We start from the raw sequence: 26,741 nt of genomic DNA on the forward strand, positions 1-26,741 counted from the left end.
TGAAGCAAGTATTACGCCGATTTCATTACGCCGACTGAATACCCTGATCGGGGTACCGCGCCATTGCCCGAGCCAGGACCAGGGGTGTGCCGGGGAGAAGGTCGCACCCTCCTGAGCACCGCCAGTTTCCCACCGCTTCGCCGCACGCTCACTACGCGCTCACTGCGCCCCTGCACCACCCTCCCAGGGGGCCTGCCATCCGCCACCCAGCGCTTGCACCAGCGTGGCGGCCGCCAGTTGGCGGTTCACCTGCAGCTGCAGTAGCGCGCGCCGTGCCGACAGCGCGGTGACCTGCGCCGTCACCACCTCGGTGTAGCTCACCTGGCCCTCGCGGTAGCGGTTCAGCAGTTGCTGCTCGGTGAGGTTGGCGGCCGACACGGCCTCCTGGCGCAGGGGCTCCTGTGCCTGCAGCGTGCGCAGCACGGTCAACTGGTCCTCCACGGCCTGGAAGGCAGTCAACACCGTCTGGCGGTAGGTGGCTGCGCGGGCGTCGCGGGCGGCCTCGGCACCGTCCACCCGGGCAGCGATGGCGCCGCCGTCGAACACCGTCTGCGCCACCGACAGCCCCAGTGACCACAGCGCGCCCGAGGCGCTGAACAGATCGCCCACGCTGGTGCCGCTACGGCCCAGCGAGGCCGTGAGGCTCAGGCTGGGGTAATAGGCCGAGCGCTGCACGCCGATCTGCGCATTGGCCGCGGCCACCGCGCGCTCGGCCGCGGCAATGTCAGGGCGGCGCTGCAGCAGGGTCGACGGAATGCCTGCGGGCACCTCGGGGGCCCGCATGTTCCAGGGCGCGGGTGGCAGCGTGAACGAGGCCGGAGCCACCCCCGTCAACACGGCGATGGCGTGTTCGTAGCGGGCGCGGTTTTGCTGCATGGTGGCGAGGTCCGCGCGCGCGTTGGCCAGTTGGGTACGGGCCTGCAGCACGTCGGAGTTGGCCACCACGCCAGCGGCGTAGCGGTTCTGGGCGATCTGCAGGCTGCGTTCGTAGCCCTGCACGGTGGCCTGCAGCAGGTCGATTTCGGCATCGGCTTCGCGCAGCTGGAAATAGGCTGCCACCAGCGAGCCCACGGCGGACAGCCGGGCCGAGGCCAGATCGGCCTCGCTGGCCTGGGCATTGGCGCTGGCGTTATCCACCGCGCCGCCCAGGCGCCCCCACAGATCGGGTGCCCAGTCCGCACCCAGTGCCGCCTGGGTGGTGGTACCGCGGCGGGTGGAGCCCTCGCCGCCCGCGCGCGAGCCGCTGCCCGACAGGCTGACCGAGGGCAACAGGCCGGCGCGCTGCTCGCGCACCAGCGCCTGCGCCTGGGCGTAGGCTGCCACGGCGGCAGCGATGTTCTGGTTGGAAAGTTGCACCTGCGAGGCGAGGCGGTTCAGGTCGTCGTCTTGGAACAGCGCCCACCAGTCGCCGCGGTCGATCGCATCGGCGGGCGCGGCGGGCTGCCACACCGCCCCCGCTTCCTTGAAGGCGGTGGGCAGGGGCAGTTCGGGGCGCTGGTACACGGGCGCCACGGAGCAGGCGGCCAAGGGCAGCAGCGCGCCCAGGCAGGCCATGCGCACGGCGCGGGGTGTCCAGGCAAGGGAGGGAAAAGCGGATGTCATGGTTGTTGCAGTGGAGACGCGGCGGCACCCGCAGGCGGGGCCACGCGGCTCAGTTGGTGTTCGTTGGCGGAGCGGCGGCGCAGCTTGTCCAGCAGCACGTAGACCACCGGGGTGGTGAGCAAGGTCAGCAGCTGGCTGGCGATCAGGCCGCCGATGATGGCCACTCCCAGCGGCTGGCGCAACTCGGAGCCCTGCCCGAAGCCGATGGCCAGCGGCAAGGCGCCCAGCGCGGCGGCCAGCGTGGTCATGAGGATGGGACGGAAGCGCAGCACGCAAGCCTCGCGCACCGCCTCCAGCGCCGACAGGCCCCGCGCGCGCTCGGCCTCCAGCGCGAAGTCGATGATGAGGATGGCGTTCTTCTTGACGATGCCGATCAGCAAGAACACGCCGATGAGCGCGATGATGGTGAACTGCATGTTGAACAGCAGCAGCGCCAGCACCGCCCCCACGCCGGCCGAGGGCAAGGTGGTCAGCACGGTGATGGGGTGGATCAGGCTTTCGTACAGCACGCCCAGCACAATGTAGATCACCACGATGGCCGCCAGGATCAGGAAGAACTGCTGCGACTGCGATTGCTGGAAACCGAGCGCCGTGCCCTGGAAACTGCCGCGCACGTTGGTGGGCATGGCGATGTCGGCCTCCGCCTGCTCGATGACCTGCCTCGCCTGGCTCAGCGAGGTGTTCCCGTCCAGGTTGAACGAGATCGTCGTGGCCAGTTCGCCGTCCTGGTGGTTGATGGAGGTGGGCGAGGCCCGCTCCACCACCTTGGCGATGGCGCTCAACGGAACCATGGTCGATGCGGTGTTGCTCAGCACCTGCCCTGTGGAGGCACCGCGCTGGCCAGGATTGGCGGCCGTGCCGGTGGCCCCGGTCGGGTTGGACGCCACGAAGATGTCGGCCAGCGCCGGCGGACCCTTGGTGTATTCCGGCGCCCACTCCATGATGACCGAGTACTGGTTCAGCTCGCCGTAGATGGTCGCCACCGAACGCTGGCCGAAGGCGTTGTAGAGCGCGCTGTCGATGGCCGATGCGCTCACGCCCAGGCGCGAGGCGCTGGCCCGGTCCACCTCCACATAGGTCTCCACGCCGTTGTCGGCCTGGTCGGTGTCCACGTCGGTCAGCAGTTCTTCCTGCTTCAGGCGCTCGGCCAGGCGCGTGGCCCACAGCCGCATGTCGGCCAGGTTGTCGCTCTTGAGGGTGTACTGGTAGGTCGAATTGCTGGAGCGACCGCCCATGCGCAGGTCCTGCACCGGGCTCAGGAACACCTGCAGGCCGGTGATCTGCGCCAGCTGCGGCCGCAAGCGGCCGATCACGGCGTTGCTGCTGTCGGCGCGCTCGCCCACGGGCTTCAGGTTCACGAACAGAAAGCCTCCGCCCGCCCGCCCGCCACCGGAAAATCCCACCACCGTGTCCACCGCCGGATCGTTGCGGATGATGCCCACCGCCTGGCGCAGCTTGCGCGCCAGGGCGTCGGAGGAGATGCTCTGGTCGGCCCGCAGCCCGCCGTTGAGCTGGCCGTTGTCCTGCTGCGGAAAGTAGCCCTTGGGAATCTTGGTGAACAGGTACACGTTGAGCCCGATCACCGCCAGCAGCACCAGCATGACGAGCGCCTTGCTCGCCAGCGCCCAGTCCAGGCTGTGGGCGTAGCCGCGCAGCATGCCGTCGTAGCCCCGCTCGGCCCAGCGCGCGAAGCGGCCGAGGGGCTTGGCCTGGGCGGGGTCTTCCGAGCGCAGCAGCCACGCGCACATCATCGGTGTGGTGGTGAGCGAGATCACCAGCGAGATCGCCACCGCCACCGACAGCGTGACCGCGAATTCGCGGAAGAGGCGCCCCACCTGCCCGTCCATGAACAGCAGCGGGATGAACACCGCCACCAGCGACAGGCTGATCGACAGCACCGTGAAGCCCACCTCGCGCGCGCCGAGCAGCGCCGCGGCCATGCGGTCCATGCCGGCCTCGATGTGGCGGCTGGTGTTCTCCAGCACCACGATGGCGTCGTCCACCACGAAGCCGGTGGCCACCGTGAGGGCCATCAGGCTGAGGTTGTTCAGGCTGAAGCCCAGAAAATACATGATGCCGAAGGTGCCCAGCAGCGACACCACCGTGGCCACCGCCGGAATGACCGTGGCGCGCGCCTTGCGCAGGAACAGGCCCACCACCAGCACCACCAGCGCGATGGAGACCATGAGCGTGAACTCGATCTCGCGCAGCGACGATCGGATGGAATTGGTGCTGTCCGATGCCACCGACACCTGGATGTCCTGCGGCAGCTGCGCCTGCAGGTCGGGCAGCAGCGCACGCACGCCGTCCACCGTGTCGATGATGTTGGCGCCCGGCTGGCGCGTGATGAGCACGATGATGGCCGGGTCGCCGTTGAACAGGCCCAGCGTGCGCGTGTTCTCCACGCCATCGACCACGCGCGCCACGTCGCCCAGGCGCACGGCGGCGTTGTTGCGCCAGGCGATCACCAGCGAGGCGTAGTCGGACGCCTTGCGCGAGGGCGAAGGCGTGTAGATCTGCAGGCGCTTGCCATCGCCTTCGATGGCGCCCTTGGGGCGGTTGGCGTTGGAGGCCTGGATGGCCGCGCGCACGTCCTCGGTGCTGATGCCGTAGCGGTTGAGCGCGAACGGCAGCAGTTCCACGCGCACCGCGGGCAGCGAGCCGCCGCCGATCTCGACCTCGCCCACGCCCGCCACCTGCGAGATGCGCTGGCTCACCACGTTGGAGACCGCGTCGTAGATCTCGCCCGGCGTGCGCGTCTTGGAGGTCAGCGTGAGGATGATGACGGGCGCATCCGCCGGATTGCGCTTGCGGTAGGTGGGATTGCTGCGCAGCGTGGCCGGCAGGTCCACGCGCGATGCGTTGATGGCCGCCTGCACCTCGCGCGCGGCGCTGTCGATGTTGCGGCTCAGGTCGAACTGCAGGCTCACGCGGGCCGAGCCGGTCGAGCTGCTGGACGTCATCTCGTTCACGCCCGCGATCACGCCCAGCCGGCGCTCCAGCGGCGTGGCCACGCTGGTGGCCATGGTCTCGGGGCTGGCGCCCGCGAGGCTGGCCGACACCGAGATGGCCGGGTAGTCCACCTGCGGCAGCGGTGCCACCGGCAGCACGAAGAACGCGGCGATGCCCGCCAGCGCCATGCCGATGGTCAGCAGCACAGTGGCGACCGGGCGCTCGACGAAGGGGCGCGACAGGTTCATGGCGTGGGCCCGGAGGGTGCCGCGCCGGACTGCGCGGGCGCGGCGGCCGTGCCCCGGCCCGTCCAGCGGCGGCCCAGCCGGTCGAAGGCCAGGTAGATCACCGGCGTGGTGAACAGCGTGAGCATCTGGCTCAGCACCAGGCCGCCGAAGATGGCCAGGCCCAGCGGCCGGCGCAACTCGGCCCCCTCGCCCCAGCCCAGCATGAGCGGCAACGCGGCGAACAGTGCGGCCAGGGTAGTCATCAGGATCGGGCGAAAGCGCAGCAGCGCCGCCTGATGGATGGCCTCTTGCGGGGCCATGCCTTGCTCGCGCTCGGCGTCGATGGCGAAGTCGATCATCATGATCGCGTTCTTCTTGACGATGCCGATCAGCAGGATGATGCCGATGATGCCGATCACCCCCAGGTCGTTGCCCGTCACCATGAGCATCAGCAAGGCACCCACGCCGGCCGAGGGCAGCGTGGACAGGATGGTCAGCGGGTGGATGTAGCTCTCATACAGCACGCCCAGCACGATGTACACGCACACCATGGCCGCGAGGATGAGCCACAGCTGGCTGGACAGCGACTTTTCGTAGGCGCCCGCTGCCCCGAGGAACTGCATCGACAGCCCCGCCGGCACGCCGATCTCCTGCGCCGCCGCGCGGATGGCATCGACCGCGTTGCCCAGCGACACGCCCTCGGCCCGGTCGAAGCCCAGCGTGGCGGCCGGGTACTGCGCCACGCGGGTAACCTGCAGCGGTGCGAGCTGCTCGCGGATGGTGGCCACGGCGGACAGCGGCGTGGGCGTGCCGCCGCCCGTGCGCAGCTGCAGGGTGCCCAGCGCCTCGGGGCTGTCCAGATGCTCCTGCTGCGCCTCCAGGATCACGCGGTACTGGTTGGTCTCGGTGAAGATGGTGGAGACGATGCGTTGGCCGAACGCGCTGTAGAGCGTGTCGTCCACCGAACTGGCCGTGACCGACAGGCGCGAGGCCGTGTTGCGGTCGATGTCCACGTAGGCCGACAGGCCCTGCGCGCCCGCATCCGACGTGGCGTTGCGCACCTGGGGCACCGTGCGCAGGCGCTCCACCAGTTGGTTCGTCCATTCGTTGACCTGCGCCGAATCCACCCCGCCGATCGACAGGCGGTACTCGGTGGGCCCGGTCTCGGCGTCGATGGTCAGGTCCTGCGTGGGCTGCAGGTACAGCGTCACACCGGCCACGGCGCGCACCCGGTCGCGCAGGCGCTGCATGACGGCCTCCTGCCCGTCGCGGTCGGCCTTCAGGTTGATCAGCATGCGCCCGGCATTCAGCATGGTGTTGTTGGCCGCGTCCACCCCGATGAAGGAGCTGAGCGACTGCACGTCCGGATCGGCCAGGATGGCGCGGGCCGCGGCCTGCTGCAACTCGCTCATGCGGGCGTACGACACGTCCTGCGAGGCCTCCACGCGCGCCTGCAGCTGGCCCGTGTCCTGCGTGGGAAAGAGTCCCTTGGGAATCACCACGTACAGCAGCGCCGTGAGCGCCATGGTGAGCAGCGCCACCACCAGCGTGGCGCCTTGGCGGCGCAGCACCCACTGCAGCCAGATGTCATAGCGCGCGATCACGCGGTCGAAGCCGCGCTGCACCGCGCCGCCGAAGCCGCGCCGCTCGCCGTGCGGCGGCTCGGGTTTCAGCCAGCGCGCCGACATCATGGGCACGAGCGTGAGCGACACCACGGCCGAGATCAGGATGGTGAGCGCCAGGGTCACCGCGAACTCGCGGAACAGCCGCCCCACCACGTCGCTCATGAACAGCAGCGGAATCAGCACCGCGATCAGCGACACCGTGAGCGAGATGATGGTGAAGCCGATCTGCGTGGCGCCCTTGAGCGCGGCCTGGAACGGCGGCTCGCCCTCCTCGATGTAGCGGGCGATGTTCTCGATCATCACGATGGCATCGTCCACCACGAAGCCGGTGGCGATGGTGAGCGCCATCAGGCTCAGGTTGTTCAGGCTGTAGCCCAGCAGGTACATCACGCCGCAGGTGCCGATGAGCGAGATCGGCACCGCCAGGCTGGCGATCACCGTGGCGCGCAGGCTGTGCAGGAAAAAGAAGATCACCAGCACCACCATCAGCACGGCCAGCACCAGTTCCATCTCCACGTGATGCACCGATGCGCGGATGCCGGTGGTGCGGTCCGACAGCACCTCCACCTTCAGCGAGGCGGGCAGCCCGGCCTGCAGCTCGGGCAGCTGCTTCTTGATGTTGTCCACCGTGGCGATCACGTTGGCGCCCGGCTGGCGCTGCACGTTCAGGATGATGGCCGGGGTCTCGTTGGCCCAGGCGCCCAGGCGGTTGTTCTCGGCGCTGTCCACCACGCGGGCCACGTCGGTCATGCGCACGGGCGCGCCGTTCTTCCAGGTGACGATGAGGTTCTTGTAGTCGGCCACCGTCACCAGTTGGTCGTTGGCGTTGATGCTGTAGGAGCGCTGCGGCCCGTCGAAGCTGCCCTTGGCGCTGTTGGCGTTGGCCGAGGTGATGGCCGTGCGCAAGGTGTCGAGCCCGATGCCGTACGAGGCCAGCGCCTTGGTGTCGGCCTGGATGCGCACGGCCGGCCGCTGCCCGCCGGCCAGGCTGACCAGGCCCACGCCGGGCACCTGGCTCATCTTCTGCGCCAGGCGCGTGTTCACGAGGTTCTGCACCTCGGTGAGCGGCAGCGTGTCGGAGCTGACGGCCAGCGTGAGCACCGGCGCATCGGCCGGGTTCACCTTGGCGTACACCGGCGGCGCGGGCAGGTCGGTGGGCAGCAGCGACGATCCGGCGTTGATGGCGGCCTGCACCTCCTGCTCGGCCACATCGAGCGCCAGCCCCAGGCCGAACTGCAGCGTGACGATGGACACGCCCGAGGCGCTGGTGGACGACATGCGCGCCAGCCCCGGCATCTGCCCGAACTGGCGCTCCAGCGGCGCACTCACGGTGCGGCTCATGACCTCGGGGCTGGCACCGGGGTAGAGGGTCTGCACCTGGATGGTGGGGTAATCCACCTCCGGCAGCGCCGACAGGGGCAGCAGCTTGAAGCCGACCAGGCCGGCCAGCACGATGGCCACCATCAGCAGCGCAGTGGCGACGGGTCTTTCGATGAACGGACGCGACGGACTCATGGGTGGGGCCGGGCGGTCATCAAGGGGTCTGCGGGGCGGAGGCCCCGGGCTGGGCGCCCTCCTGCGGCGGGCGCTGTCGGCGCTCTCCCTCCGGTCCACGGCCCTCGCCACGGGGGCCGAAGCCCCGGGCCTCGCCCTCCCCGCGCGGGCCCGAGGCCCGTGCGCGGCGCGGCTGGGCACCGGCGGCGCCGCTGGCTGCGGAGGCCGGGCCGCGCGCGCCCTGCAGCTGCACGGTGGCGCCGTCCTTCAAACGGTCGCCGCCTTCGGTCACCACGCGCTCGCCGGCCTTCAGGCCCTCGGTAATGGCCATCAACCCCACCGTCGCCTGGCCGCGCTTGACCTTTCGCAGCGACACCGTGCGGTCTTCGTTGATGACATAGACGAAGTCGCCATTGGCGCCCGTGCGCACCGCCGTCACCGGCACCACCACGGCCGGCACCTCGCGCAGCAGGAGCTGCACGTTCACGAACTGGTTGGGAAACAGCGCACCGTTGGCGTTCTCGAACCGGGCCTTGGCCTTGACCGTGCCCGTGGTGGTGTCCACCAGATTGTCCAGGGTGGAGAACTGCCCCTTGCCCACCTCGGTGGTGCGGGTGCGGTCGAACGCCGTCACAGCCAGCGGCTGCGCGCCCTGCTGCGAGGCCTGCACGTCGGTCACGCGGTCCTGGGGCACCGAGAACTGCACGTCGATCGGCGTCATCTGCGTGATGGTGGCGATGCCTGTGGCCTCGCCGGCGCTCACGTAGTTGCCGGCGTCCACCGTGCGCAGGCCGATGCGGCCGGTGGCGGGCGAGGTGACGCGGGTGTAGTCGAGGTTCAGGCGAGCGGTCTTTTCCTGGGCGAGGTCGGTCATCACCGTGCCCTGCAGTTGCTTGACCAGCGCGGCCTGCGTGTCCACGTCCTGGCGCGCGATCGAGTCCTGCGACAGCAGCGTGCGGTAGCGCTCCAGGGTGATGCGGGCGTTGTCGAGCTGCGCCTCGTCACGCTGGCGCGTGCCCTGCGCCTGCATCAGCGCCTGCTCGTAGGGGCGCGGGTCGATCTGCGCCAGCACCTGGCCCTTCTTGACCATCTGCCCTTCGGTGAACAGCACCTGGGTGAGCACGCCCGACACCTGCGGGCGCAGGGTGACCGTGGTGACCGGCGTGACCGTGCCCAGCGCGTCGATGACCACCGGCAGCGACGCCTGCCGCGCCGTGGCCTCGCCCACCGTGACCATGGCCCGCCCACCGCCGCCGAAACCGGGCCCGCCCGGTCCTCCGGGACCGCCAGGGCCCGCCGGCGCGCCCGGCCCCCCGGGACCGCCCGCGCCCCGCATCGCTCCCGCCGGGGCGGTGCTGCGCTGCACCAGATACCAGGCGCCACCGCCCAGCAGGGCCACCACGGCCAGCATCAGCAGCGTGCCGAGCCAGCGCGACCGCCGCGAGGGCGGCCGGTGGGCGGAAGGCAGCGGGTTGGGAACGGGCGCGTCGTGTGGTTGTGGATTCATGGAAATGGCTGGCGTGGCGTGTCGCGGAAAAGGTCCGTCCCGGGCGGCCGGCGGGGCAGCACGGGGGGCACGCCGAATCGTAGGGGCTCTGCGTACCGATTGTCTGGCTGCTGTGCGAAGAAAGGTAAATCTGTCGCCCGGCGCAGCGGTTCGCGCCGCGCGGCGGGCGGTTCGTCGCATGGCGCTGGCCGGACCGCGCGGCCGGGCGCACAGTGCGGCGGTCCCCTCCCCTACCACCCCGACCCCCAAGGAGCTGCCATGCCCGCTTTCCACACCCACGACGATCTCGCCCCCCTGGACGAATTGGACGACCTGGACCGCTTGGCCCGCAAGCGGGCCGGCGCCAAGATGGGCTGGCTGCTGCACGCCTGCGTGTACCTGTGCGTCAACCTGGCGCTGGCCGCCCTCGCCGCCTACCAGGGGCGCCACTGGGCGGTGTTTCCCGCCATGGGCTGGGGCCTGGGCCTGGCGATCCATGGCGCGGCCGTGTGGCTGGCGCTGCCGGGCGGGCGGCTGCACGCCCGGCTGGTGGAGCGCGAGCGCGCTTCCCTGCGACAGGCCCTGCAGCGGCGCTGACCGGGCGCAAGGCCGCCGCCACGACTCCCCCCACAATCGGCCCACCAGGAGCCTTTCCTTTCCCCAGCGCCGCCATGCAGCACTTCAGCCTTCGCCAATCCATTCGCCACGGGCTGGTGATCGCCGCGTTCTGCGCCGCCATCGCCGGCATCCAGCTCGCCTACGGCCGGGGACCGTGGGACGTGCAGCTCGTGTACTCCCTGGCCATCGGCCTGCCGAGCTGGCTGCTGATCGACATCGGCCGCCTGTGGCTCTCGCGCCATAGTCCCATCCCGTGGCCCCTGGGCTAGCGCGGCTGGGCGCTGGTCGCGGTGGGCGGCTCCATCGGCTTTCAGTTCGGCTCGGCCCTGGGCGATGCCTACCGCGAGAGCATGCACCCCGGCCTGAATCTGGCGTCGGCAGGCGGCCCCAGTTCGGCCATGGTGACGACGGTGCTGGCGTGCCTGGCGCTGTCGTTCTTCTTCTACGCCCAGGGCAAATCGCGCTTCCTGGAAGGCAAGATCGCCGAGGTCGAACGCGACGCCGCCGAGGCGCGACTCAAACTGCTGGAGGCGCAGCTGGAGCCGCACATGATGTTCAACACTCTGGCCAACCTGCGCGTGCTGATCGCCGCCGACCCGCCCCGCGCCCAGGCCATGCTGGACAACCTGATCGACTACCTGCGCGCCACGCTCGGCGCCTCGCGCGCCACGCTGCACCCGCTGGCCGACGAATTCGCCCGGCTGCGCGACTATCTGGAACTGATGTCGGTGCGCATGGGCCCGCGCCTGGCCTACACGCTCGACCTGCCCGAGGCGCTCGCCCGCGTGCCCGTGCCGCCGCTGCTGCTGCAGCCGCTGGTGGAAAACGCCATCCGCCACGGCCTGGAGCCGAAGGTGGAAGGCGGCAGCATCCACATCGCCGCCCGGCCATTGCCCGACGGCCTGCTGGAACTGCTGGTGCAGGATTCGGGCGCCGGGCTGGCCGCGGGCGGCACCGCACCGCCCGGGCCACCCGGCCCGGCGCGCCAGAGCTTCGGGCTGCAGCAGGTGCGCGAGCGGCTGCACACGCTGTACTGCGAGCAAGGCACTATTAATTTGATAGCACAACGCCCTAGTGGAACATGCGCCAGGGCCGTATTTCCCTTGAATCCCCCGCTGCCATGAACCTGCCGCCCTCCCGTGCGCCCCGCGCCCTGATCGCCGAAGACGAACCGCTGCTGGCCGCCGCCCTGCGCCAGGAGCTGGCCCGGGCCTGGCCGGACCTTCAGATCGCCGCCACCGTGGGCGACGGGCTCGCGGCCGTGCAGCAGGCGCTGGACCTGCGGCCCGACGTGCTGCTGTTCGACATCCGCATGCCGGGCCAGAGCGGCCTGGAGGCGGCCGCCGAGCTGGCCGACGCCTGGCCGGTCGACACGCCCTTTCCCGCGCTGGTGTTCGTGACCGCCTACGACCAGTACGCCGTGCAGGCCTTCGAGGCCCAGGCCGTGGACTACCTGCTCAAGCCCGTGCAGCCCGAGCGGCTGCGCAAGGCCGTCCAGAAGCTGCAGGCCACCCTCGCACGGCAGGCCGCGCCCGCCGCGTTGGACTTCGAGGCCACGCTGGCCCGCCTGCGCGCACTGGTGGCGCTGCCCGGGGCCGCCGCGCCGGGCGTGGCCGGTGCGGCGGCGCACCCCGCACCGCTCACCGTCATCCAGGCCAGCAGCGGCGCGCAGATCCATCTGGTGCCGGTGGCGGACGTGGTGGTTTTCGAGGCGGCCGACAAGTACGTGCGCGTGCTGACCGCCACGCAGGAGTACCTGATCCGCACGCCCCTCAAGGAACTGGCCGCCCAGCTCGACGCGAACACCTTCTGGCAGGTGCACCGCGGCACCCTGGTGCGCGCCAGCGGCATCGCCAGTGCCGTGCGCGACGAATCGGGCCGGTTGCACCTGCGCCTGCGCGAGCGGCCCGAAACCCTGGCGGTGAGCCGGCTCTACGCCCACCGCTTCAAGGCGATGTAGCGCCCGAATGCCACGAATGCCGAGGCGAAGCGGCCCGGCAGCAAGCGCCGCCGGCCCGCCGAATCAAAAGGTCAACGGTTGGCCGCGAGCAGCAGCCCGCCGGCGCCCATGAAGAATCCGCCCGTCGCCTTGTTCAGCCGCACCACGCCGCGCTGCGAGCGGATCACCCGGCGGATCTGCCGCCCGCCCGTGGCGTACACGGCGGTGGAGACGAACTCGGCCATCAGGTACACCGAGCCCAGCACCAGGAACTGGTGCGCCGCGGGCTGGGCGGGGTCGATGAACTGGGGAAACACCGCGGCGAACAGGATGATCGCCTTGGGATTGGTGATGCCCAGCAGGAACTCCTGCAGGATCAGCGAGCGGATCGGCACCGCAGCCGCCGAGGGCGTGGCCTCGCTGCCCTCCACCAGTTCCAGCCCGCCGAACTCCCGGCTGCGCCACGCCTTCCAGCCGAGCCAGAACAGGTAACACGCCCCCACCCATTTCACGACCGTGAACGCCGCCTCGGAGGCCAGCAGCATCGCGCCCAGACCCACGGCGGACACCGTCAAAAAGATGGCGAACGCCGCCGCACGCCCGATGGTGGCCACCAGCGCCGTGCCCACACCGGCCCGGATGCCGTTGTTCAGGCCGCAGAAATTGTTGGGGCCGGGCGTGAGCGCGATCGCCACGGCCACGGGTGCGAAAAGAAGGGCGTCCATACCAGGCTCCTGAATGGCAACGGAAGGGAAAGAAACAAGCAGGAAAAGTGCGCAGAAGGATCGCAGTGTAGGCCGGGAAGGCCCCGGCTGCGAGCCCGCGCGGCGGCGGGCGGTGCACGGCGTTGCCGGGCACCCTCAGGGCAAATCGACGACCGCGTTCCACGGCACGCCCGCGAGCGCATCGTAGTGCGCCACCAGCACGGTACCCGGCCCGCCCTGCGCCGCCCGCTGCGCCAGCACCTGCTGCAGGTACTGCACCGACGGGCGGTCCAGGCCGGCCACCGGCTCGTCCACCAGCACCAGCGGCGCCCCGCACGCGAAAGCGGCCGCCAGCAGCGCCTTGCGCCGCGTGCCGGTGGACAGCTGCTCCATCGCCTTGGGCAGGTGGCTCTCCAGCCCGAACCCCGCCACATGCGCCTGCAGCGCCGAGGCGTCCCACGCCGGATGGCGGCCGGCCAGCGCACCGAACCATGCCGCCGGGCTGGTGCCATCGAGCGCCGTCGCGCGCGGGTCGGCCCAGAACACCGCGCCTGCCTCCTTTGCGGCCCGGTCGCTGCACGCTCGCCCGCTCCGCCAGACGGTGCCGCCCTGGGGTTGCAGCTCTCCGGCCAGCAGGCGCAGCAGCGTGGTCTTGCCCGAGCCCTCGTCGCCCCGCACCAGCGTCGCGCCCGGCGCGGCATGGGCGGTGAAGCCGTCGAATACGGCCGGGCCCTGCGCATGACTAAAGCGCAGGCCGTCGCACAGCAAAATGGCAGAGGGTGTCATCGAGTCGGGCATGGCGGGGTTCACAGGAGCGAAGGGTGGTCGAGGGAGCCGCCCACGTGCGTGGGCGCTGCACATTCTGTGGCAAAGCGCGGCTGAACCTGCCCGAAAATGCCCCCTGCTGCGCCGCCCCCGGCGCCTTCCTTCCAAAACCTGAAACCCATGACCCTGCGCTACCTGGAATTCGACTACAGCGAGGACGACGAAGGCACCGGCACCTGGGATGCCATGGCCAGCGTGACCGAAGAGCACCTGCCGGCCCTGCACGCGGAGATCGCACAGGTGCTGGGCTGGGCCCACGCCACCTTCCCGAACCAGAACGGCGCCATCGAGGACGGCGCCGCCTGGGACTGCGACCTGCAGGCCGTGCAGGAAGTCTCCACCGTGCAGTCCCTGATTTTCGACGAGGCCACCTTGCGCCTCGTGTCCACTGCCGGCACGCCCGCGGCACCGCGGCATACGGTGACGCTCTCGATCAGCGGTAACGCGGCGTTCTGCGAGGAATTCCGACCGCGCTTCGGAGGCGAGTGAGCACCCGATGAAGCCGTGAGCGCGGGCCAGCGATCCCCGGCCGCCATCCCCATTGCGCTCATCCCGCGGCCTGCGAAGACGGGCAGAAAAAAAGGGAGGTGAATCGTGAGCGTGGCATTCAAAGACCCGTGCGGTTCGCCATGTCACGGCATCACGAATCGAATTTCAATGGCATGGAAACAATGGCTGCGGAGCGAGCCCGCAGAACCCGTGGTCAACGGGCGAATGCAATATGGACCAGGAAAGGGAATGATCAAACAGGTCTTCGAAGGCCTCGATGCTTCGCAAAAGAGGGTCCGAAAAATCGCGACCATCGACCCGATCAGGAAGAAGATCATCCTGATACAGCCCGGGGATAAGGTGCTCTATCAATCCGGACTCAGGGAAAAGGGTGTTGCGGGTTATGTGTATGTATTTGCCCATGCCACAGCAAAAAGCATTCAGGGAATGATCCATGGCATGGAAGTGGCCGACACGATCCGGCGCAGCGGCCTCTGGCACGGAGAGCCGGTTTTGATCGACGCATGCAATGCGGGAGCCACGTCCGATGGAATCGCAAGTGAATTGGCCCAAGTGTTGCGAACGCATGTCACGGCGCCCACGACAACCACCTGGAATTACCCGCTGGGCGGTTCTGCGGTGGGGCAAGGGGCCTTCGAGAAGCTCCCGGGCGTATTGGCGATGCTCCCCATGCCCGACCTGTTGCGTCCAGGCGTATGGCGAACCTGGGGGCCCGATGGACAACCCATTGCAACGGCCCCGACCTCTCCGCGCGATACCGGCGATCTGCTGAAAGGGGCCTTGATGCAGAAAATGGGGAAGCGCCGATGATTCGCCGTTGGAAAAAATGGGGGGCAGGCACCCGAATCGCTCTGGTCCTTTCCTTGCTGGTCGGCGCCTGGACCGCGTGGTGGTGGATCGATAGCGCCGTCACCTGCGACCAGCAGGATGAATACTCGTATCACGGCTTTTGCCTGATGGAGTTGCAACGCCGCGCCGAAAGCGGCGACAACCCTGCGCAGTGGGCTTACGGCAATTACCTGGCAGGCATTCCGCCCTTCGACCAAGCCTACGAGTGGCATCTGAAAGCCATGCACGGCGCGCGCATCGGCCTGGAGTTGCGTCGCAGCATGGACGCCTACTGCGACAAGGTTCCCGGCTTCGACGCGCGCACGGTGGAGTCCGTCATGCAGCGCGTGGTCCGCACCAGTCCCGATGCCCATTTGCGGCTGTTCCAGTTGTATCTTTCCCCGCCCCCCTGCAGCGCGTTCAGCCTGGATCAAGCCAGCGCACAGATCCCCTTGCTCACCCAATGCGCCCACCTCACCCTGGCCGAATACTTCCGGGCCGTGGAGCGGGAGCGCTACACCCTTTCGGCGGCAACGCGGGCGGCCATCCGGGGCAACCTGGATCGCTGCGAAAACGAACTCGCCCACCCCCCGCCGGAAGCCCCCACGGTGCGTGAGTTCATGCCATTGCAGCCGAATGACATCGAGGCGCTTCGGCGCAGCCTGGACAAGACCGCTCCGTGACCTGGGCCTAGTCGAAATTCGGTCACCCCGTGACGGCCAGCACCACGGCCGACTCGTCCACCGACATCGCCACGCGAGCGCGGGCCCGCAGGCCGCTCGACGGAGACGCGAACCCCACCATGTGCACCCCGGCATCGAGCGTGGCCGAGACCTCGTCGCCTGCCGGCCCGCGCGACACGCGCGATGCCCTGGCCGGCCAGGCGTTGTCGGCAGCCGATGCCGGCAAACCGGCCTGAACGCGCACGGCCGCGGCCTTGCACAGCGCGAGCACGGGCAGGCCCGGACGCAGCGCCAGCAGCTCGGCGCTTTCTCGCGTGGTGCGCGCGCGCAACGCGAGGCCGGGCGCCGCCTCGCCCTGCAGGTGCACGCGCACCAAGGGTCCCAGCGGCTCCAGCGCCCGCACGGTGCAGGGCCACTGGTTGCGCAGGCTGGTGCGCAACGCCAGCCGGGCCAGTGCCGGCGCGCCGCCCGGGCCGGGCGCCAGCCGCGCAAGCACTTCGCGGCGGGCTTCCTCCAACGCATCGGCCGCGTTCAGCAATTCGAGCCCCGCCGGGGTCAGCTGCGCGCCGCCACCGCCGGTGCCGCCCACGGCGCGCGCCACCAGGGGCACGCCCGCCAGGTTGGTGAGCGCGTCCACCGCCTGCCAGGCCGCCTTGTAGCTCACGCCCACGGCCCGCGCGGCCTGCGAGATCGATCCGCCCACGCCGATCTGGCGCAGGATGTCGATGCGCCGGTCCGCCATGCCCTGGCCCAGCGCATCGGAGAGGGAAAGCCGCTTTGTCATGGGCGCATCATGCCGCGCTGTCCCGGGCTGCCCGGGAAACCCGTCGCTATACTCGACCGCTATTCATCCAAGGAATAGCGCCATGCGATTTGCCTCCCCCCTCATCCGACTGCTGGCCGCTGCCGGCATGGCCCTGGCAGGCCTGGCTTCGGCCCATGCCGGAGAGGTGCCCGTCGCCGTCGCGGCCAATTTCACGGCGCCGATGCAGAGGATCGCCGCGGCATTCGAGCAGGCCACCGGCCACAAGGCCGTGCTGTCGTTCGGGGCTACCGGCAAGTTCTATGCGCAGATCAAGAACGGCGCACCGTTCCAGGTGCTGCTGTCCGCCGACGACACCACGCCCGCGCGGCTGGAGCAGGAGGGCCAGGGCGTGCAGGGATCGCGCTTCACCTATGCCGTAGGACGGCTGGTGCTGTGGAGCCCGCGCGAGGGCTACGTGGACGACCAGGGCCAGGTGCTCAAGACAGGCGATTTCACCTATCTGGCCGTCGCCAACCCCAAGCTCGCGCCTTATGGCCTGGCGGCCGTGCAGACGCTGGAAAAGCTCGGCCTGGGCGAGCGGCTGCAGCCGCGCTTCGTGACGGGCGAGAACATCGCGCAGACCTACCAGTTCGTGGCCACGGGCAATGCACAGCTGGGTTTCGTGGCGCTGTCGCAGGTCATGGAAGGCGGCAAGATCGCCAAGGGCTCGGCTTGGCAGGTGCCGGAGGCGCTGCACGACCCCATCCGGCAGGATGCCGTCCTGCTCGCCACGGGCAAGGACCAGCCCGCCGCCATTGCCCTGATGAAATTCCTGCGCAGCGACGCGGCGCGCGAGGTGATCCGGGCCTACGGCTACGGGCTCTGAGCCCCTGAACGCCCCCGCCAGACCCTGCCGGACCGACACGCTGCCGATGCCCTTTTCCGCGCAGGACCTGGCCGCCATCGGCCTCACGCTGCGGCTGGCCGCGCTCACCACGCTCACGCTGCTGGTGCTGTGCACGCCACTGGCCTGGTGGCTGGCGCACACGCCGTCGCGCTGGCGCGGCCCGGTCTCGGCGGTGGTGGCGCTGCCGCTGGTGCTGCCCCCCACGGTGATCGGTTTCTACCTGCTGCTCACCCTGGGGCCCAACGGCCCGATGGGCCGCGCGATGCAGTCGATGGGTCTGTCCACCCTGCCCTTCACCTTCGCCGGTCTGCTGGTGGGATCGGTCGTGTACTCGCTGCCGTTCGCGGTGCAGCCGCTGCAGCGGGCATTCGAGGCGGTGGGCGCGCGGCCGATGGAGGCCGCCGCCACGCTGGGCGCGGGCCCGTGGGACCGCTTCTTCACCGTGGGGATGCCGCTTGCGCGGTCGGGCTTTCTCACGGCGGGGGTGCTGAGCTTTGCGCACACGGTGGGAGAGTTCGGGGTGGTGCTCATGCTGGGCGGCAACATTCCCGGCGTGACGCGCGTGGTGTCGGTGCAGATCTACGACCACGTAGAGGCCATGGAATACCTGCAGGCCCACTGGCTGGCGGGGAGCATGGTGGTGTTCTCGTTCGTGGTGCTGCTGTTGCTGCACTGGCTGCAGCCCCCACGGCCCGGCAGGGGCGCGGCATGACGGCCGGTGCGGGAATGTTGCCCTGCACGGGCGAAGGCACCATCGAGGCCCGCCTGCAGCTGCAGCGCCCGGGCGGCTTCGCGCTGGACGTGGACCTGTCCCTTCCCGGCCGGGGCGTCACGGCGCTCTACGGTCCCTCGGGCTGCGGCAAGACGACCTGCCTGCGGGCCCTCGCGGGCCTGGAGCGGGCCCAGGGGCGCGTGGCCGTTCATGGGCAGGTGTGGCAGGACGACGCACAGCGCCTGTGGCTCCCGACCCACCAGCGGGCGCTGGGCTATGTGTTCCAGGAATCGAGCCTTTTCGCGCACCTGGACGTGCGCCGCAACCTCGAGTACGGCCTGCGGCGCACACCCCCGGCGCGCAGGAAGGTGTCGCTGGAGCAGGCCGTCGAACTGCTCGGGCTGCAACCCCTGCTGGCCCGCCAGCCAAGCACCCTGTCAGGCGGCGAACGCCAACGGGTGGCAATGGCCCGGGCCCTGGCCGCCAGCCCCCGCGTGCTGCTGATGGACGAGCCCCTGGCCGCCCTGGACGTGCAGCGCAAGGCCGAAGTGCTGCCCTATCTGGAGCGCCTGCAGCGCGAACTGGACATTCCCGTGCTGTACGTGAGCCATGCGCAGGATGAAGTGGCCCGGCTGGCGCAGCACCTGGTGCTGCTCCATGGTGGCCGCGTGCTGGCGAGCGGTCCAGCGCAGGCGCTCCTGGCGCGGCTGGACCTGCCCCTCGCCCAGGGCGACACGGCGGCCACCGTGGCCGAGGGCACCGTATCCGGCCACGACGCGGCGGACCAGCTCATGGACGTTCGCCTGCCCGGGGGCGGCGCATTGCTGGTGGCCACCGCCCATCCCCACCCGCCGGGCACGGCCGTGCGCTTTCGGGTGCAGGCGCGCGATGTGACGCTGGCGCTGGCCGCGCCGGTGCACAGCAGCGTCCTGAACGTGCTGCCGGCGCGGGTGGTGGCGCTGCGCGAGGACGGGCCGGGGCTGGCCATGGTGGCGCTCGATGCCCAGGGCACGCCCCTGCTCGCCCGCGTCACCCAGCGCTCGGCACGCACCCTGGGGCTGGCCCCGGGCCTGCCGGTTTTCGCGCAGATCAAGGGCGTGGCGCTGCTCGTTTGACCCCTGCCGCGCAGGGGCGGCATGGCCCCCTGCACGCCGGGGGAAGGCACTATCGGGCCATGCGTTCCCAATGCCTGCCGAATAGGCGCTGTCCTACAAACCCAAGCGCCACTCCCGCGCAGCGACGACCCCGCGGGACGTGCCCCAATGGGTTTTGTGAACCGGTTGCGCTGGCGCGCCCTGCGCCGCGGAGCGCCCACTCCCCCAAGGATCCAAGCCCGTGCCTTTGCCCCACACCGCCCTGCTGACCGCCCACGACGCCTATCTCCTTCGCGAAGGAACGCATTCACGCCTCTACCAGGCCATGGGCTGCCATCTGCGCAGCGAAGGCGGCGGCGCGGACTTTTCCGTTTGGGCACCCAACGCCGCATCGGTCTCGGTCATCGGCGACTGGAACGGCTGGAACCCCGAGGCGGACGTGCTCCACGCCCGGTCCGATGGCAGCGGCATCTGGGAGGGAGCCTCCCCCCACGCCGCGCATGGCCAAGCCTACAAATACCGCATCGTGTCGCACAACGGGGGCAGGGTGCTCGAGAAGGCCGACCCCTTCGCCGTGTGTGCGGAACTGCCACCGAACACCGCATCACGCATCTGGTCGCTCGACTACGAATGGGGCGACAGCGACTGGATGGCATCGCGCGGGCCGCGCAACGCGCTGGATGCGCCGATGTCCATCTACGAGATGCACCCCGGCTCCTGGCGCCGCCGAAACGGCCAGTTCATGAACTACCGCGAACTGGCCCATGAACTGGCGGACTATGTGACGTCCCTGGGCTTCACGCACGTGGAGCTGATGCCCATCACCGAGCACCCGTTCTACGGCTCCTGGGGCTACCAGACCACCGGCTACTTCGCGCCCACCTCGCGCTACGGCACCCCGCAGGACTTCATGTACTTCGTGGACCACCTGCACCAGCGCGGCATCGGCGTGCTGCTGGACTGGGTGCCCTCCCACTTTCCGGTGGACGCCCACGGGCTGGCGGAGTTCGACGGCACCCACCTGTACGAGCATTCGGACCCGCGCCAGGGTTTCCACCCCGAGTGGAGTTCGGCCATCTTCAACTACGGCCGGCACGAGGTGCGCAGCTTCCTCATCTCCTCCGGCCTGTTCTGGCTCGACAAGTACCACCTGGACGGGCTGCGCGTGGATGCGGTCGCGTCCATGCTCTACCTGGACTACGCCCGCAAGGACGGCGAGTGGATACCCAACCGCCACGGCGGCCGCGAGAACCTGGAAGCCATCGAGTTCATGCGACTGCTCAACCGAGCGGTCTATCGCGACCACCCGGACACGGTCAGCATCGCAGAAGAATCCACCGCATGGCCGATGGTCTCGCGGCCCGTGGAGATGAACGGCCTGGGCTTCGGCATGAAGTGGAACATGGGCTGGATGCACGACACGCTGGCCTACCTGAAGGAAGACCCGGTCAACCGTCGCTACCACCACCACAAGCTCACGTTCTCGCTGGTGTATGCCTTCAACGAGAACTTCGTGCTGCCGCTCTCGCACGACGAAGTGGTGTACGGCAAAGGCTCGCTGATCAACAAGATGCCCGGCGACGAGTGGCAGCAGTTCGCCAACCTGCGCGCGCTGTTCGGCCTGATGTGGTCGCATCCGGGCAAAAAGCTGCTCTTCATGGGCGGCGAGTTCGGCCAGCGCCGCGAGTGGACACATGAAGGCGAACTCGAATGGTGGGTGTGCGACAGCCCGTTGCACGGCGGCGTGCAGCGCCTGATCCGCGAACTCAACCGCGTCTATCGCAGCGAGCCCGCTTTGCATGAAGTGGACTTTTCGACGGAGGGTTTTCAATGGGTGGAGGCCGACGACGCCGGGCAGAGCGTGATCGCCTTCCTGCGCAAGCCCAGCCATCGGGCGGCGCAGGAAGACGGCGCCGGCCCGGTGCTGGTGGTCTGCAACCTCACGCCCGTGCCGCGCACCAACTACCTGGTGGGCGTGCCGTCCTCCGGCTACTGGCAGGAGTTGCTCAACAGCGATGCGCGCGAGTTCGGCGGCGCCGGCTGGGGCAACCTGGGCGGCGTGGAGGCTGCGCCCGTGCGATCGCACCAGTGGGAACAATCGCTGTGCCTCACGCTGCCGCCGCTCTCCACCCTCATCTTCCGACAGGAGCCTGCGCGCCATGCCAAAGCCTGACACCCTGCCCTCTTCTTCCCGCCCAGCGGCCAGCGTCTCTGCGGTGTCCCCAACCAGCCCGTCCCCCCCCGTGACCCCGATCGGCGACGCAGACGGCCGCGTGCGCGCCGTGGTCGAAGCCGTGCTCCCCTGCGTGGACGGCGGTCGCTTTGCCGCCAAGCGCGTGGCCGGCGAACCGACCCGCATCACCGCGCACTGCTTCACCGACGGGCACGACGTCTTGCGCGTGGCGCTGCAGTGGTGGCGCGATCGGGATGGCAACGCCACTGCGGCCCCCGCAGACGCTACCGAAGTGGCCATGGAGGCCAGCGGCAACGACGAATGGGTGGCCGACTTCACGCCGCCCGAGCCGGGCCTGTACCGTTACACCGTGTCCGCCTGGGTGGACCCGTTCGAATCCTGGCGCCGGGAACTCGAACGCCGCGTGGACCCGCAGGACATCCGCATCGCCGCGCGCGTGGGCGCGGCGGAAGCCCTGGCGGCCGCCCAGCGTGCCAGCGCCGCCCGCGACCGCAGCGACCTGACCGATTGGGCCCAGGCCCTGGAACGCGGCGCCCAGGCCGAGGGCGATGCAGAAATGCTCAAGGCCCTGGCGCTGGACGAAGCCGCCGCCGCGGCGATGCGCCGCCACCCCGACCGCCGCTTCGAGGTGCGCTACCCCAACGCCCTGCCGCTGCGGGCCGACCGCGAGCGGGCCCGTTACAGCACCTGGTACGAGCTGTTCCCCCGATCCGCCGCACCCACCGCGGGCGTGCACGGCACGTTCCGCGATGTCGAGGCGCGCCTCGCCGATATCGCGGCCATGGGCTTTGACGTGCTGTATTTCCCGCCCATCCATCCCATCGGGCGGGAGCAGCGCAAGGGCAAGAACAATGCCCTGGCCGCGGGGCCCGACGACGTGGGCAGCCCTTGGGCCATCGGCGCGAAGGAGGGTGGGCACAAGGCCATCCTTCCCGAGCTGGGCACCGTTCAGGACTTTCGCCGGCTGGTCGTGGCCGCCAAGGAGCAGGGCCTGGAAGTGGCTCTCGACATCGCCTTTCAGTGCGCGCCGGACCATCCCTATGTGAAGGAACATCCTGGCTGGTTCCGCTGGCGCCCGGACGGCACGGTGCAGTACGCCGAGAACCCACCCAAGAAGTACCAGGACATCTATCCCTTCAACTTCGAATGCGACGACTGGCGCGGCCTGTGGAGCGAACTCAAAAGCGTGTTCGAGCACTGGATCGGCGAGGGCGTGCGCATCTTCCGGGTGGACAACCCGCACACCAAGGCCTTTCCGTTCTGGGAATGGGTGATCGCCGAGATCCAGCGCGACCACCCGGACACGATCTTCCTGGCCGAAGCCTTCACGCGGCCCAAGGTGATGCACGGGCTGGCCAAGCGGGGCTTCACCCAGTCGTACACCTACTTCACGTGGCGCAACACCAAGCACGAGCTGACGGAGTACTTCACCGAGCTGTCCACCGGACCGGGCCGCGAGTATTTCCGGCCCAACGCCTGGCCCAACACGCCGGACATCCTGCACGAGCACCTGCAGGGCGGCGAGCCGGCCGTCTTCATGGCACGGCTGGTGTTGGCCGCCACGCTGGCCGCCAACTACGGCATCTACGGCCCGGCCTACGAGCTGCTGGACCACCTGCCGCGCGGGCCGGGCAGCGAGGAATACCTCGACTCCGAAAAGTATCAGCTGCGCCACTGGGACCTGGAGCGCCCCGGCAACCTGCGCGCCTTCATCACCCGCGTGAACCAGATCCGGCGCGAGAACCCGGCCCTGCATGCGGACCACAGGCTGCGCTTCCTGCATGTGGACAACGACCAGCTGCTGGCTTACATGAAGCACTCCGCCGACGGCCGGAACATCGTGGTCACCGTGGTCAACCTGGACCCGCACCACCCGCAGTCAGGCTGGCTGCGGCTGTCGGCGGCGGACATCGCAGCCACCGACCCCTCCACGTCCGACATGCCGGCCTCGCAGCCCGCACGCCTGCCCACCGACTGGCAGATGCACGACCTGCTGAGCCAGCAGCGATTCGTCTGGCAGGGCGATGCGCACTACGTGCTGCTGGACCCGCACCGCTCGCCCGCCCACGTGTTCGTCGTGCGCCGGCGCGTCGGCCGCCACGACGACTTCGACCATTTTGAATAAAAAGAAGAGCCGCCCATGAACGCACCTTTGGTCCATCCCCTGCCCGAGCCGGAGCCGGCCGTCACCCCCGAGAACACGGAGATCGACACCAGCGACGATCCCCAGTGGTACCGGGACGCGGTCATCTACCAGCTCAACGTCAAGGCCTTCTTCGACACCAACGGCGACGGGGTGGGCGACTTCAAGGGCGTGACCGCCAAGCTCGACTACGTGAAGGACCTGGGGGTCAACACGATCTGGCTGATGCCGTTCTACCCATCGCCGCTGCGTGACGACGGCTACGACATCTCCGAGTACGAAGACGTCCACCCGCAGTACGGCACGCTGGACGACTTTCGAGAGATGCTGGACGCGGCCCACCAGCGCGGCCTGCGCGTGATCACCGAGCTGGTCATCAACCACACCTCCGCCGAGCATCCCTGGTTCCAGCGTGCGCGCACCGCGCCGCCCGGCTCGCCCGAGCGCGACTTCTACGTGTGGAGCGACACCGACCAGATCTACCAGGGCACGCGCATCATCTTCACCGACACCGAGACGTCGAACTGGGCCTGGGACCCGGTGGCCAAGGCCTATTACTGGCACCGGTTCTTCAGCCACCAGCCGGACCTGAACTTCGACAACCCGCTGGTGATGGAGGCCGTGCTCAAGACCATGCGCTTCTGGCTCGACATGGGCGTGGACGGCTTCCGGCTGGACGCGATCCCCTACCTGATCGAGCGCGACGGCACCAGCAACGAGAACCTGCCCGAGACGCACGCGGTGATCAAGCGGCTGCGCGCCGCGATCGATGCCGAATACAAGAACCGTTTCCTGCTGGCCGAGGCCAACATGTGGCCGGAGGATGTGCGCGAGTATTTCGGCGACGGCGACGAATGCCACATGGCCTACCACTTCCCGCTGATGCCGCGCATGTACATGGCCATCGCCCAGGAAGACCGCCACCCCATCGTCGAGATCCTGCAGCAGACGCCTGACATTCCCGACGGCTGCCAGTGGGCGATCTTCCTGCGCAACCACGACGAGCTGACGCTGGAGATGGTGACCAGCAAGGAACGCGACTACATGTACACCATGTACGCCGCCGACATGCGCGCGCGCATCAACCTCGGCATCCGCCGCCGCCTGGCGCCGCTGATGGAAAACGACATCGACCGCGTGAAGCTCATGAACGGCATGCTGCTGTCCATGCCGGGCTCGCCCATCATCTACTACGGCGACGAGATCGGCATGGGCGACAACGTGTTCGTGGGCGACCGCAACGGCGTGCGCACGCCGATGCAGTGGAACCCCGACCGCAACGCCGGCTTCTCACGCGCCGACCCGCAGCGGCTGTACCTGCAGCCCATCATGGATGCCGTGTACGGTTACGAAGCGCTGAACGTCGAGGCCCAGGCCAGCGACCAGAGCTCGCTGCTCAACTGGACCCGTCGCATGCTGGCCGTGCGCAAAACCAGCCGGGCCTTCGGGCGTGGCCGGCGCATCTTCCTGAAGCCGGGCAACCGCAAGATCCTCGCCTACATCAGCGAACACGGCGACGACGTGATCCTGACCGTGTTCAACCTGTCTCGCGCCGCCCAGCCGGTGGAGCTGGACCTGTCGGCCTACAAGGGGCGCGCGCCGCTGGAAATGCTGGGCCGCGTCACCTTCCCGCCCATCGGCGACCTGCCCTACCTGCTCACGCTGCACTCCTACGGGTTCTACTGGTTCCGCCTGTCCACCGAGGCGCAGGTGCCGTCCTGGCACCAGGACGGGCTCGACCTGCAGGAGCGCCCGGTGCTGGTGCTGTTCGACGGCTGGACCAGCTTCTTCCGCGAAAACGTGATGCCCTGGCGCATCGGCATGGCCGAACGCATGCGCGTGCAATTCGAATCCGACACGCTGCCGCGCTACATCGAGCTGCAGCGCTGGTACGCCGGCAAGGGCACGGCCATCGAGCGCGCACGCATCCAGGACCACACCGTGTGGAAGACCGAGGGCGGCTACGAATGGATGCTGCCGATCCTGAATGTCGAGGCCCCGTCCGCGCCGCCCGCCTCGTACTTCGTTCCCCTGGCCCTGGCCTGGGAAGAAGGCGACGAAGAGCGCATGCGCCGGCTCTCACCCGGCGGCGTGGCGCGCGTGCGCCAGCAGGCCAACGTGGGCGTGATGGGCGACGCCTTCCACGACGAGGCCTTCTGCCGCGCGGTGGTGCGGGCCATCGGTGCCAACGAACAACTGGGAACCGACCGCGGCGGCACGCTGCGTTTTCGCAGCACCGTGGCCTTCGCCGGGATGGCGCAGGGGCTGGATGACCTCACCGTGGGCCGCCCGGGCGCGCAGAGCAGCAACACCGTGGTCACCCTGGGCGAAAAGCTGTTCCTCAAGGGCTACCGGCACGTGCGCAACGGGGTCAATCCCGAGCTGGAGGTGGGCCGCTTCCTGACCGAGGCCGCGCGCTTCGAGCACTGCGTGCCGGTGGGCGGCGCGGTGGAGTACGTCGCGGGCGACGGCACGACCATGACGCTGGCCCTGGTGCAGTCCTACGTATCCAACCAGGGCGACGGTTGGGAATACACCCTGGGCTACCTGGAGCGGTTTCTGGAAGACACGCGCATCGCCTCGGGCGCCACGGCGGACGTGCATGGAGGCTTCCTCGCGCTGGTGCGAACCCTCGGCCGCCGCACCGCCGGCCTGCACCGGGCACTCGCGCTGCGCACCGGCAACCCGGCGTTCGATCCGGAGCCGGTCACCGCGCAGGACGTTCAGGCCTTCCATGAGCGCGCCCTGGCCGAGGCAGCCGACACGCTGGCGCTGCTGGAGCAGCGCATGGCCGACCTGCCACCTGCCGCGCGCACCGATGCCCAGGCCCTGCTGGCCCGGCGCGCCACTCTCATGGACCGCATCGGCCAGGGCACCGGCGTGGTCCCTTCCGGCCACAAGACGCGCTACCACGGCGACTACCACCTGGGCCAGGTGCTGGTGACCGACAACGACTTCGTCATCATCGACTTCGAGGGCGAACCCGGCCGCACCTTCGAGCAGCGCCGCGCCAAGAGCTCGCCCCTGCGCGACGTGGCCGGCATGCTGCGCTCGTTCAACTACGCCCGCTGGGCCGCGCTCAAGCGCATGACCCAGTCCACCGAGGAGATGCTGCGCCTGGACGAAGCGGCCCAGCAATGGGAGCGCGAGACGCGCGCCGCGTTTCTAGAGGCCTATGCCGCCGAGGCCAGCGCCCCGGCCACCCAGCACCCGGGCGCGCATCTGGAGGTGGCCCCTGTGCCGGACGGCGCCATCGTCGCGCTGTTCGAGATCGAGAAGGCGCTGTACGAGCTGCGCTACGAACTCGGCAACCGCGTCGATTGGGCGCAGGTGCCGCTGCAGGGGCTGCTGGCGCTCATCGGCGCCGCGGCCTCGCCCTCGCCCGCCCCTGCGGCACCGTAGGCGTCGGTCACCCGGCCCGCCAACGACCGTCCACGTTCACCCGATCAATTG

The 26,741-nt window shown here is 69.5% G+C and carries 20 protein-coding genes; 13 read left to right on the top strand and 7 right to left on the bottom strand.

From position 1 onward, the window contains the following. Positions 1–159 precede the first annotated feature (159 nt). Genes AVAK2825_RS05075 through AVAK2825_RS05090 form a run of 4 tightly spaced genes read right to left on the bottom strand, consistent with a single transcriptional unit; the run spans position 160 to position 9,407 of the window. Complete coding sequence (locus AVAK2825_RS05075; RefSeq protein WP_284394807.1) at positions 160–1,602, bottom strand: efflux transporter outer membrane subunit; 1,443 nt, start codon at positions 1,600–1,602, stop codon at positions 160–162. Beyond that, positions 1,599–4,802, bottom strand: a complete 3,204-nt coding sequence (locus AVAK2825_RS05080; RefSeq protein ID WP_284394808.1) for an efflux RND transporter permease subunit — start codon at positions 4,800–4,802, stop codon at positions 1,599–1,601. The genes AVAK2825_RS05075 and AVAK2825_RS05080 overlap by 4 nt, the downstream gene beginning before the upstream one ends. Next, entirely contained in the window at positions 4,799–7,921 is a 3,123-nt protein-coding gene (locus tag AVAK2825_RS05085) for an efflux RND transporter permease subunit (RefSeq protein WP_284394809.1), read from the bottom strand. The genes AVAK2825_RS05080 and AVAK2825_RS05085 overlap by 4 nt, the downstream gene beginning before the upstream one ends. Positions 7,922–7,940: 19 nt before the next feature. After that, entirely contained in the window at positions 7,941–9,407 is a 1,467-nt protein-coding gene (locus tag AVAK2825_RS05090; protein WP_284394810.1) for an efflux RND transporter periplasmic adaptor subunit, read from the bottom strand. 258 nt (positions 9,408–9,665) lie between these two features. Here AVAK2825_RS05090 and AVAK2825_RS05095 point away from each other — a divergent pair, with 258 nt between their 5' ends. The 4 genes from AVAK2825_RS05095 (at position 9,666) to AVAK2825_RS05105 (ending at position 11,964) form a co-directional block, all read left to right on the top strand. Beyond that, positions 9,666–9,983, top strand: coding sequence for a 2TM domain-containing protein (locus AVAK2825_RS05095; protein ID WP_284394811.1), 318 nt, complete (start codon positions 9,666–9,668; stop codon positions 9,981–9,983). 74 nt (positions 9,984–10,057) lie between these two features. Further along, the gene (locus AVAK2825_RS24780; protein ID WP_349817157.1) at positions 10,058–10,273 is read left to right on the top strand and encodes a hypothetical protein; all 216 of its coding nucleotides are present in this window, start codon (positions 10,058–10,060) and stop codon (positions 10,271–10,273) included. Positions 10,274–10,294: 21 nt separating this feature from the next. Continuing rightward, positions 10,295–11,128, top strand: a complete 834-nt coding sequence (locus AVAK2825_RS05100) for a sensor histidine kinase (RefSeq protein ID WP_349817158.1) — start codon at positions 10,295–10,297, stop codon at positions 11,126–11,128. Next, positions 11,125–11,964 carry a LytR/AlgR family response regulator transcription factor gene (locus AVAK2825_RS05105; RefSeq protein ID WP_284394812.1) on the top strand — a complete coding sequence of 280 codons (840 nt, stop codon included), beginning with the start codon at positions 11,125–11,127 and terminating at the stop codon, positions 11,962–11,964. Before AVAK2825_RS05100 ends, AVAK2825_RS05105 begins: the two co-directional genes overlap by 4 nt. 71 nt (positions 11,965–12,035) lie before the next feature. Here the strand turns inward: AVAK2825_RS05105 and AVAK2825_RS05110 are convergent, their stop codons facing one another. Together AVAK2825_RS05110 and AVAK2825_RS05115 are read right to left on the bottom strand one after the other, a co-directional pair. After that, positions 12,036–12,668, bottom strand: a complete 633-nt coding sequence (locus AVAK2825_RS05110) for a LysE family translocator (protein WP_284394813.1) — start codon at positions 12,666–12,668, stop codon at positions 12,036–12,038. 135 nt (positions 12,669–12,803) lie between these two features. Beyond that, positions 12,804–13,433: an ABC transporter ATP-binding protein gene (locus AVAK2825_RS05115; RefSeq protein WP_284394814.1), complete on the bottom strand. Its 630-nt coding sequence runs from the start codon at positions 13,431–13,433 to the stop codon at positions 12,804–12,806. 159 nt (positions 13,434–13,592) lie between these two features. Between AVAK2825_RS05115 and AVAK2825_RS05120 the strand changes: the two genes are divergently transcribed. The 3 genes from AVAK2825_RS05120 to AVAK2825_RS05130 all read left to right on the top strand — a co-directional run bounded on the left by AVAK2825_RS05120 (position 13,593) and on the right by AVAK2825_RS05130 (position 15,493). Further along, the gene (locus AVAK2825_RS05120) at positions 13,593–13,961 is read left to right on the top strand and encodes a hypothetical protein (RefSeq protein ID WP_284394815.1); all 369 of its coding nucleotides are present in this window, start codon (positions 13,593–13,595) and stop codon (positions 13,959–13,961) included. A gap of 249 nt (positions 13,962–14,210) precedes the next feature. Continuing rightward, positions 14,211–14,792 carry a DUF8616 domain-containing protein gene (locus tag AVAK2825_RS05125; RefSeq protein WP_284394816.1) on the top strand — a complete coding sequence of 194 codons (582 nt, stop codon included), beginning with the start codon at positions 14,211–14,213 and terminating at the stop codon, positions 14,790–14,792. A 53-nt stretch (positions 14,793–14,845) separates the two neighbouring features. Continuing rightward, a complete protein-coding gene (locus tag AVAK2825_RS05130) occupies positions 14,846–15,493 on the top strand; it encodes a hypothetical protein (RefSeq protein WP_284394817.1) in 648 nt (215 codons plus the stop codon). A gap of 22 nt (positions 15,494–15,515) precedes the next feature. On the opposite strand, the gene AVAK2825_RS05135 is transcribed toward AVAK2825_RS05130, so the two are convergent. Further along, entirely contained in the window at positions 15,516–16,277 is a 762-nt protein-coding gene (locus AVAK2825_RS05135) for a TOBE domain-containing protein (RefSeq protein ID WP_284394818.1), read from the bottom strand. Positions 16,278–16,359: 82 nt separating this feature from the next. On the opposite strand from AVAK2825_RS05135, the gene modA reads away from it, so the two are divergent. The 6 genes from modA (at position 16,360) to treS (ending at position 26,690) form a co-directional block, all read left to right on the top strand. After that, on the top strand, positions 16,360–17,124 hold the full coding sequence (gene modA / locus AVAK2825_RS05140; protein ID WP_284394819.1) for a molybdate ABC transporter substrate-binding protein: 765 nt from the start codon (positions 16,360–16,362) through the stop codon (positions 17,122–17,124). Between the two features lie 46 nt (positions 17,125–17,170). Continuing rightward, positions 17,171–17,857, top strand: coding sequence for a molybdate ABC transporter permease subunit (gene modB, locus AVAK2825_RS05145; protein WP_284394820.1), 687 nt, complete (start codon positions 17,171–17,173; stop codon positions 17,855–17,857). Further along, entirely contained in the window at positions 17,854–18,972 is a 1,119-nt protein-coding gene (gene modC, locus AVAK2825_RS05150) for a molybdenum ABC transporter ATP-binding protein (protein ID WP_284394821.1), read from the top strand. Before modB ends, modC begins: the two co-directional genes overlap by 4 nt. Before the next feature lie 226 nt (positions 18,973–19,198). Next, entirely contained in the window at positions 19,199–21,124 is a 1,926-nt protein-coding gene (gene glgB, locus AVAK2825_RS05155) for a 1,4-alpha-glucan branching protein GlgB (protein WP_284395320.1), read from the top strand. Then, positions 21,111–23,270 carry an alpha-1,4-glucan--maltose-1-phosphate maltosyltransferase gene (locus tag AVAK2825_RS05160; protein WP_284394822.1) on the top strand — a complete coding sequence of 720 codons (2,160 nt, stop codon included), beginning with the start codon at positions 21,111–21,113 and terminating at the stop codon, positions 23,268–23,270. The genes glgB and AVAK2825_RS05160 overlap by 14 nt, the downstream gene beginning before the upstream one ends. A 15-nt stretch (positions 23,271–23,285) precedes the next feature. Beyond that, a complete protein-coding gene (gene treS / locus AVAK2825_RS05165) occupies positions 23,286–26,690 on the top strand; it encodes a maltose alpha-D-glucosyltransferase (RefSeq protein WP_284394823.1) in 3,405 nt (1,134 codons plus the stop codon). Positions 26,691–26,741 lie beyond the last annotated feature (51 nt).

The organism is Acidovorax sp. SUPP2825, assembly GCF_030158995.1.
In the GTDB taxonomy this organism is placed as follows: domain Bacteria; phylum Pseudomonadota; class Gammaproteobacteria; order Burkholderiales; family Burkholderiaceae_C; genus Paracidovorax.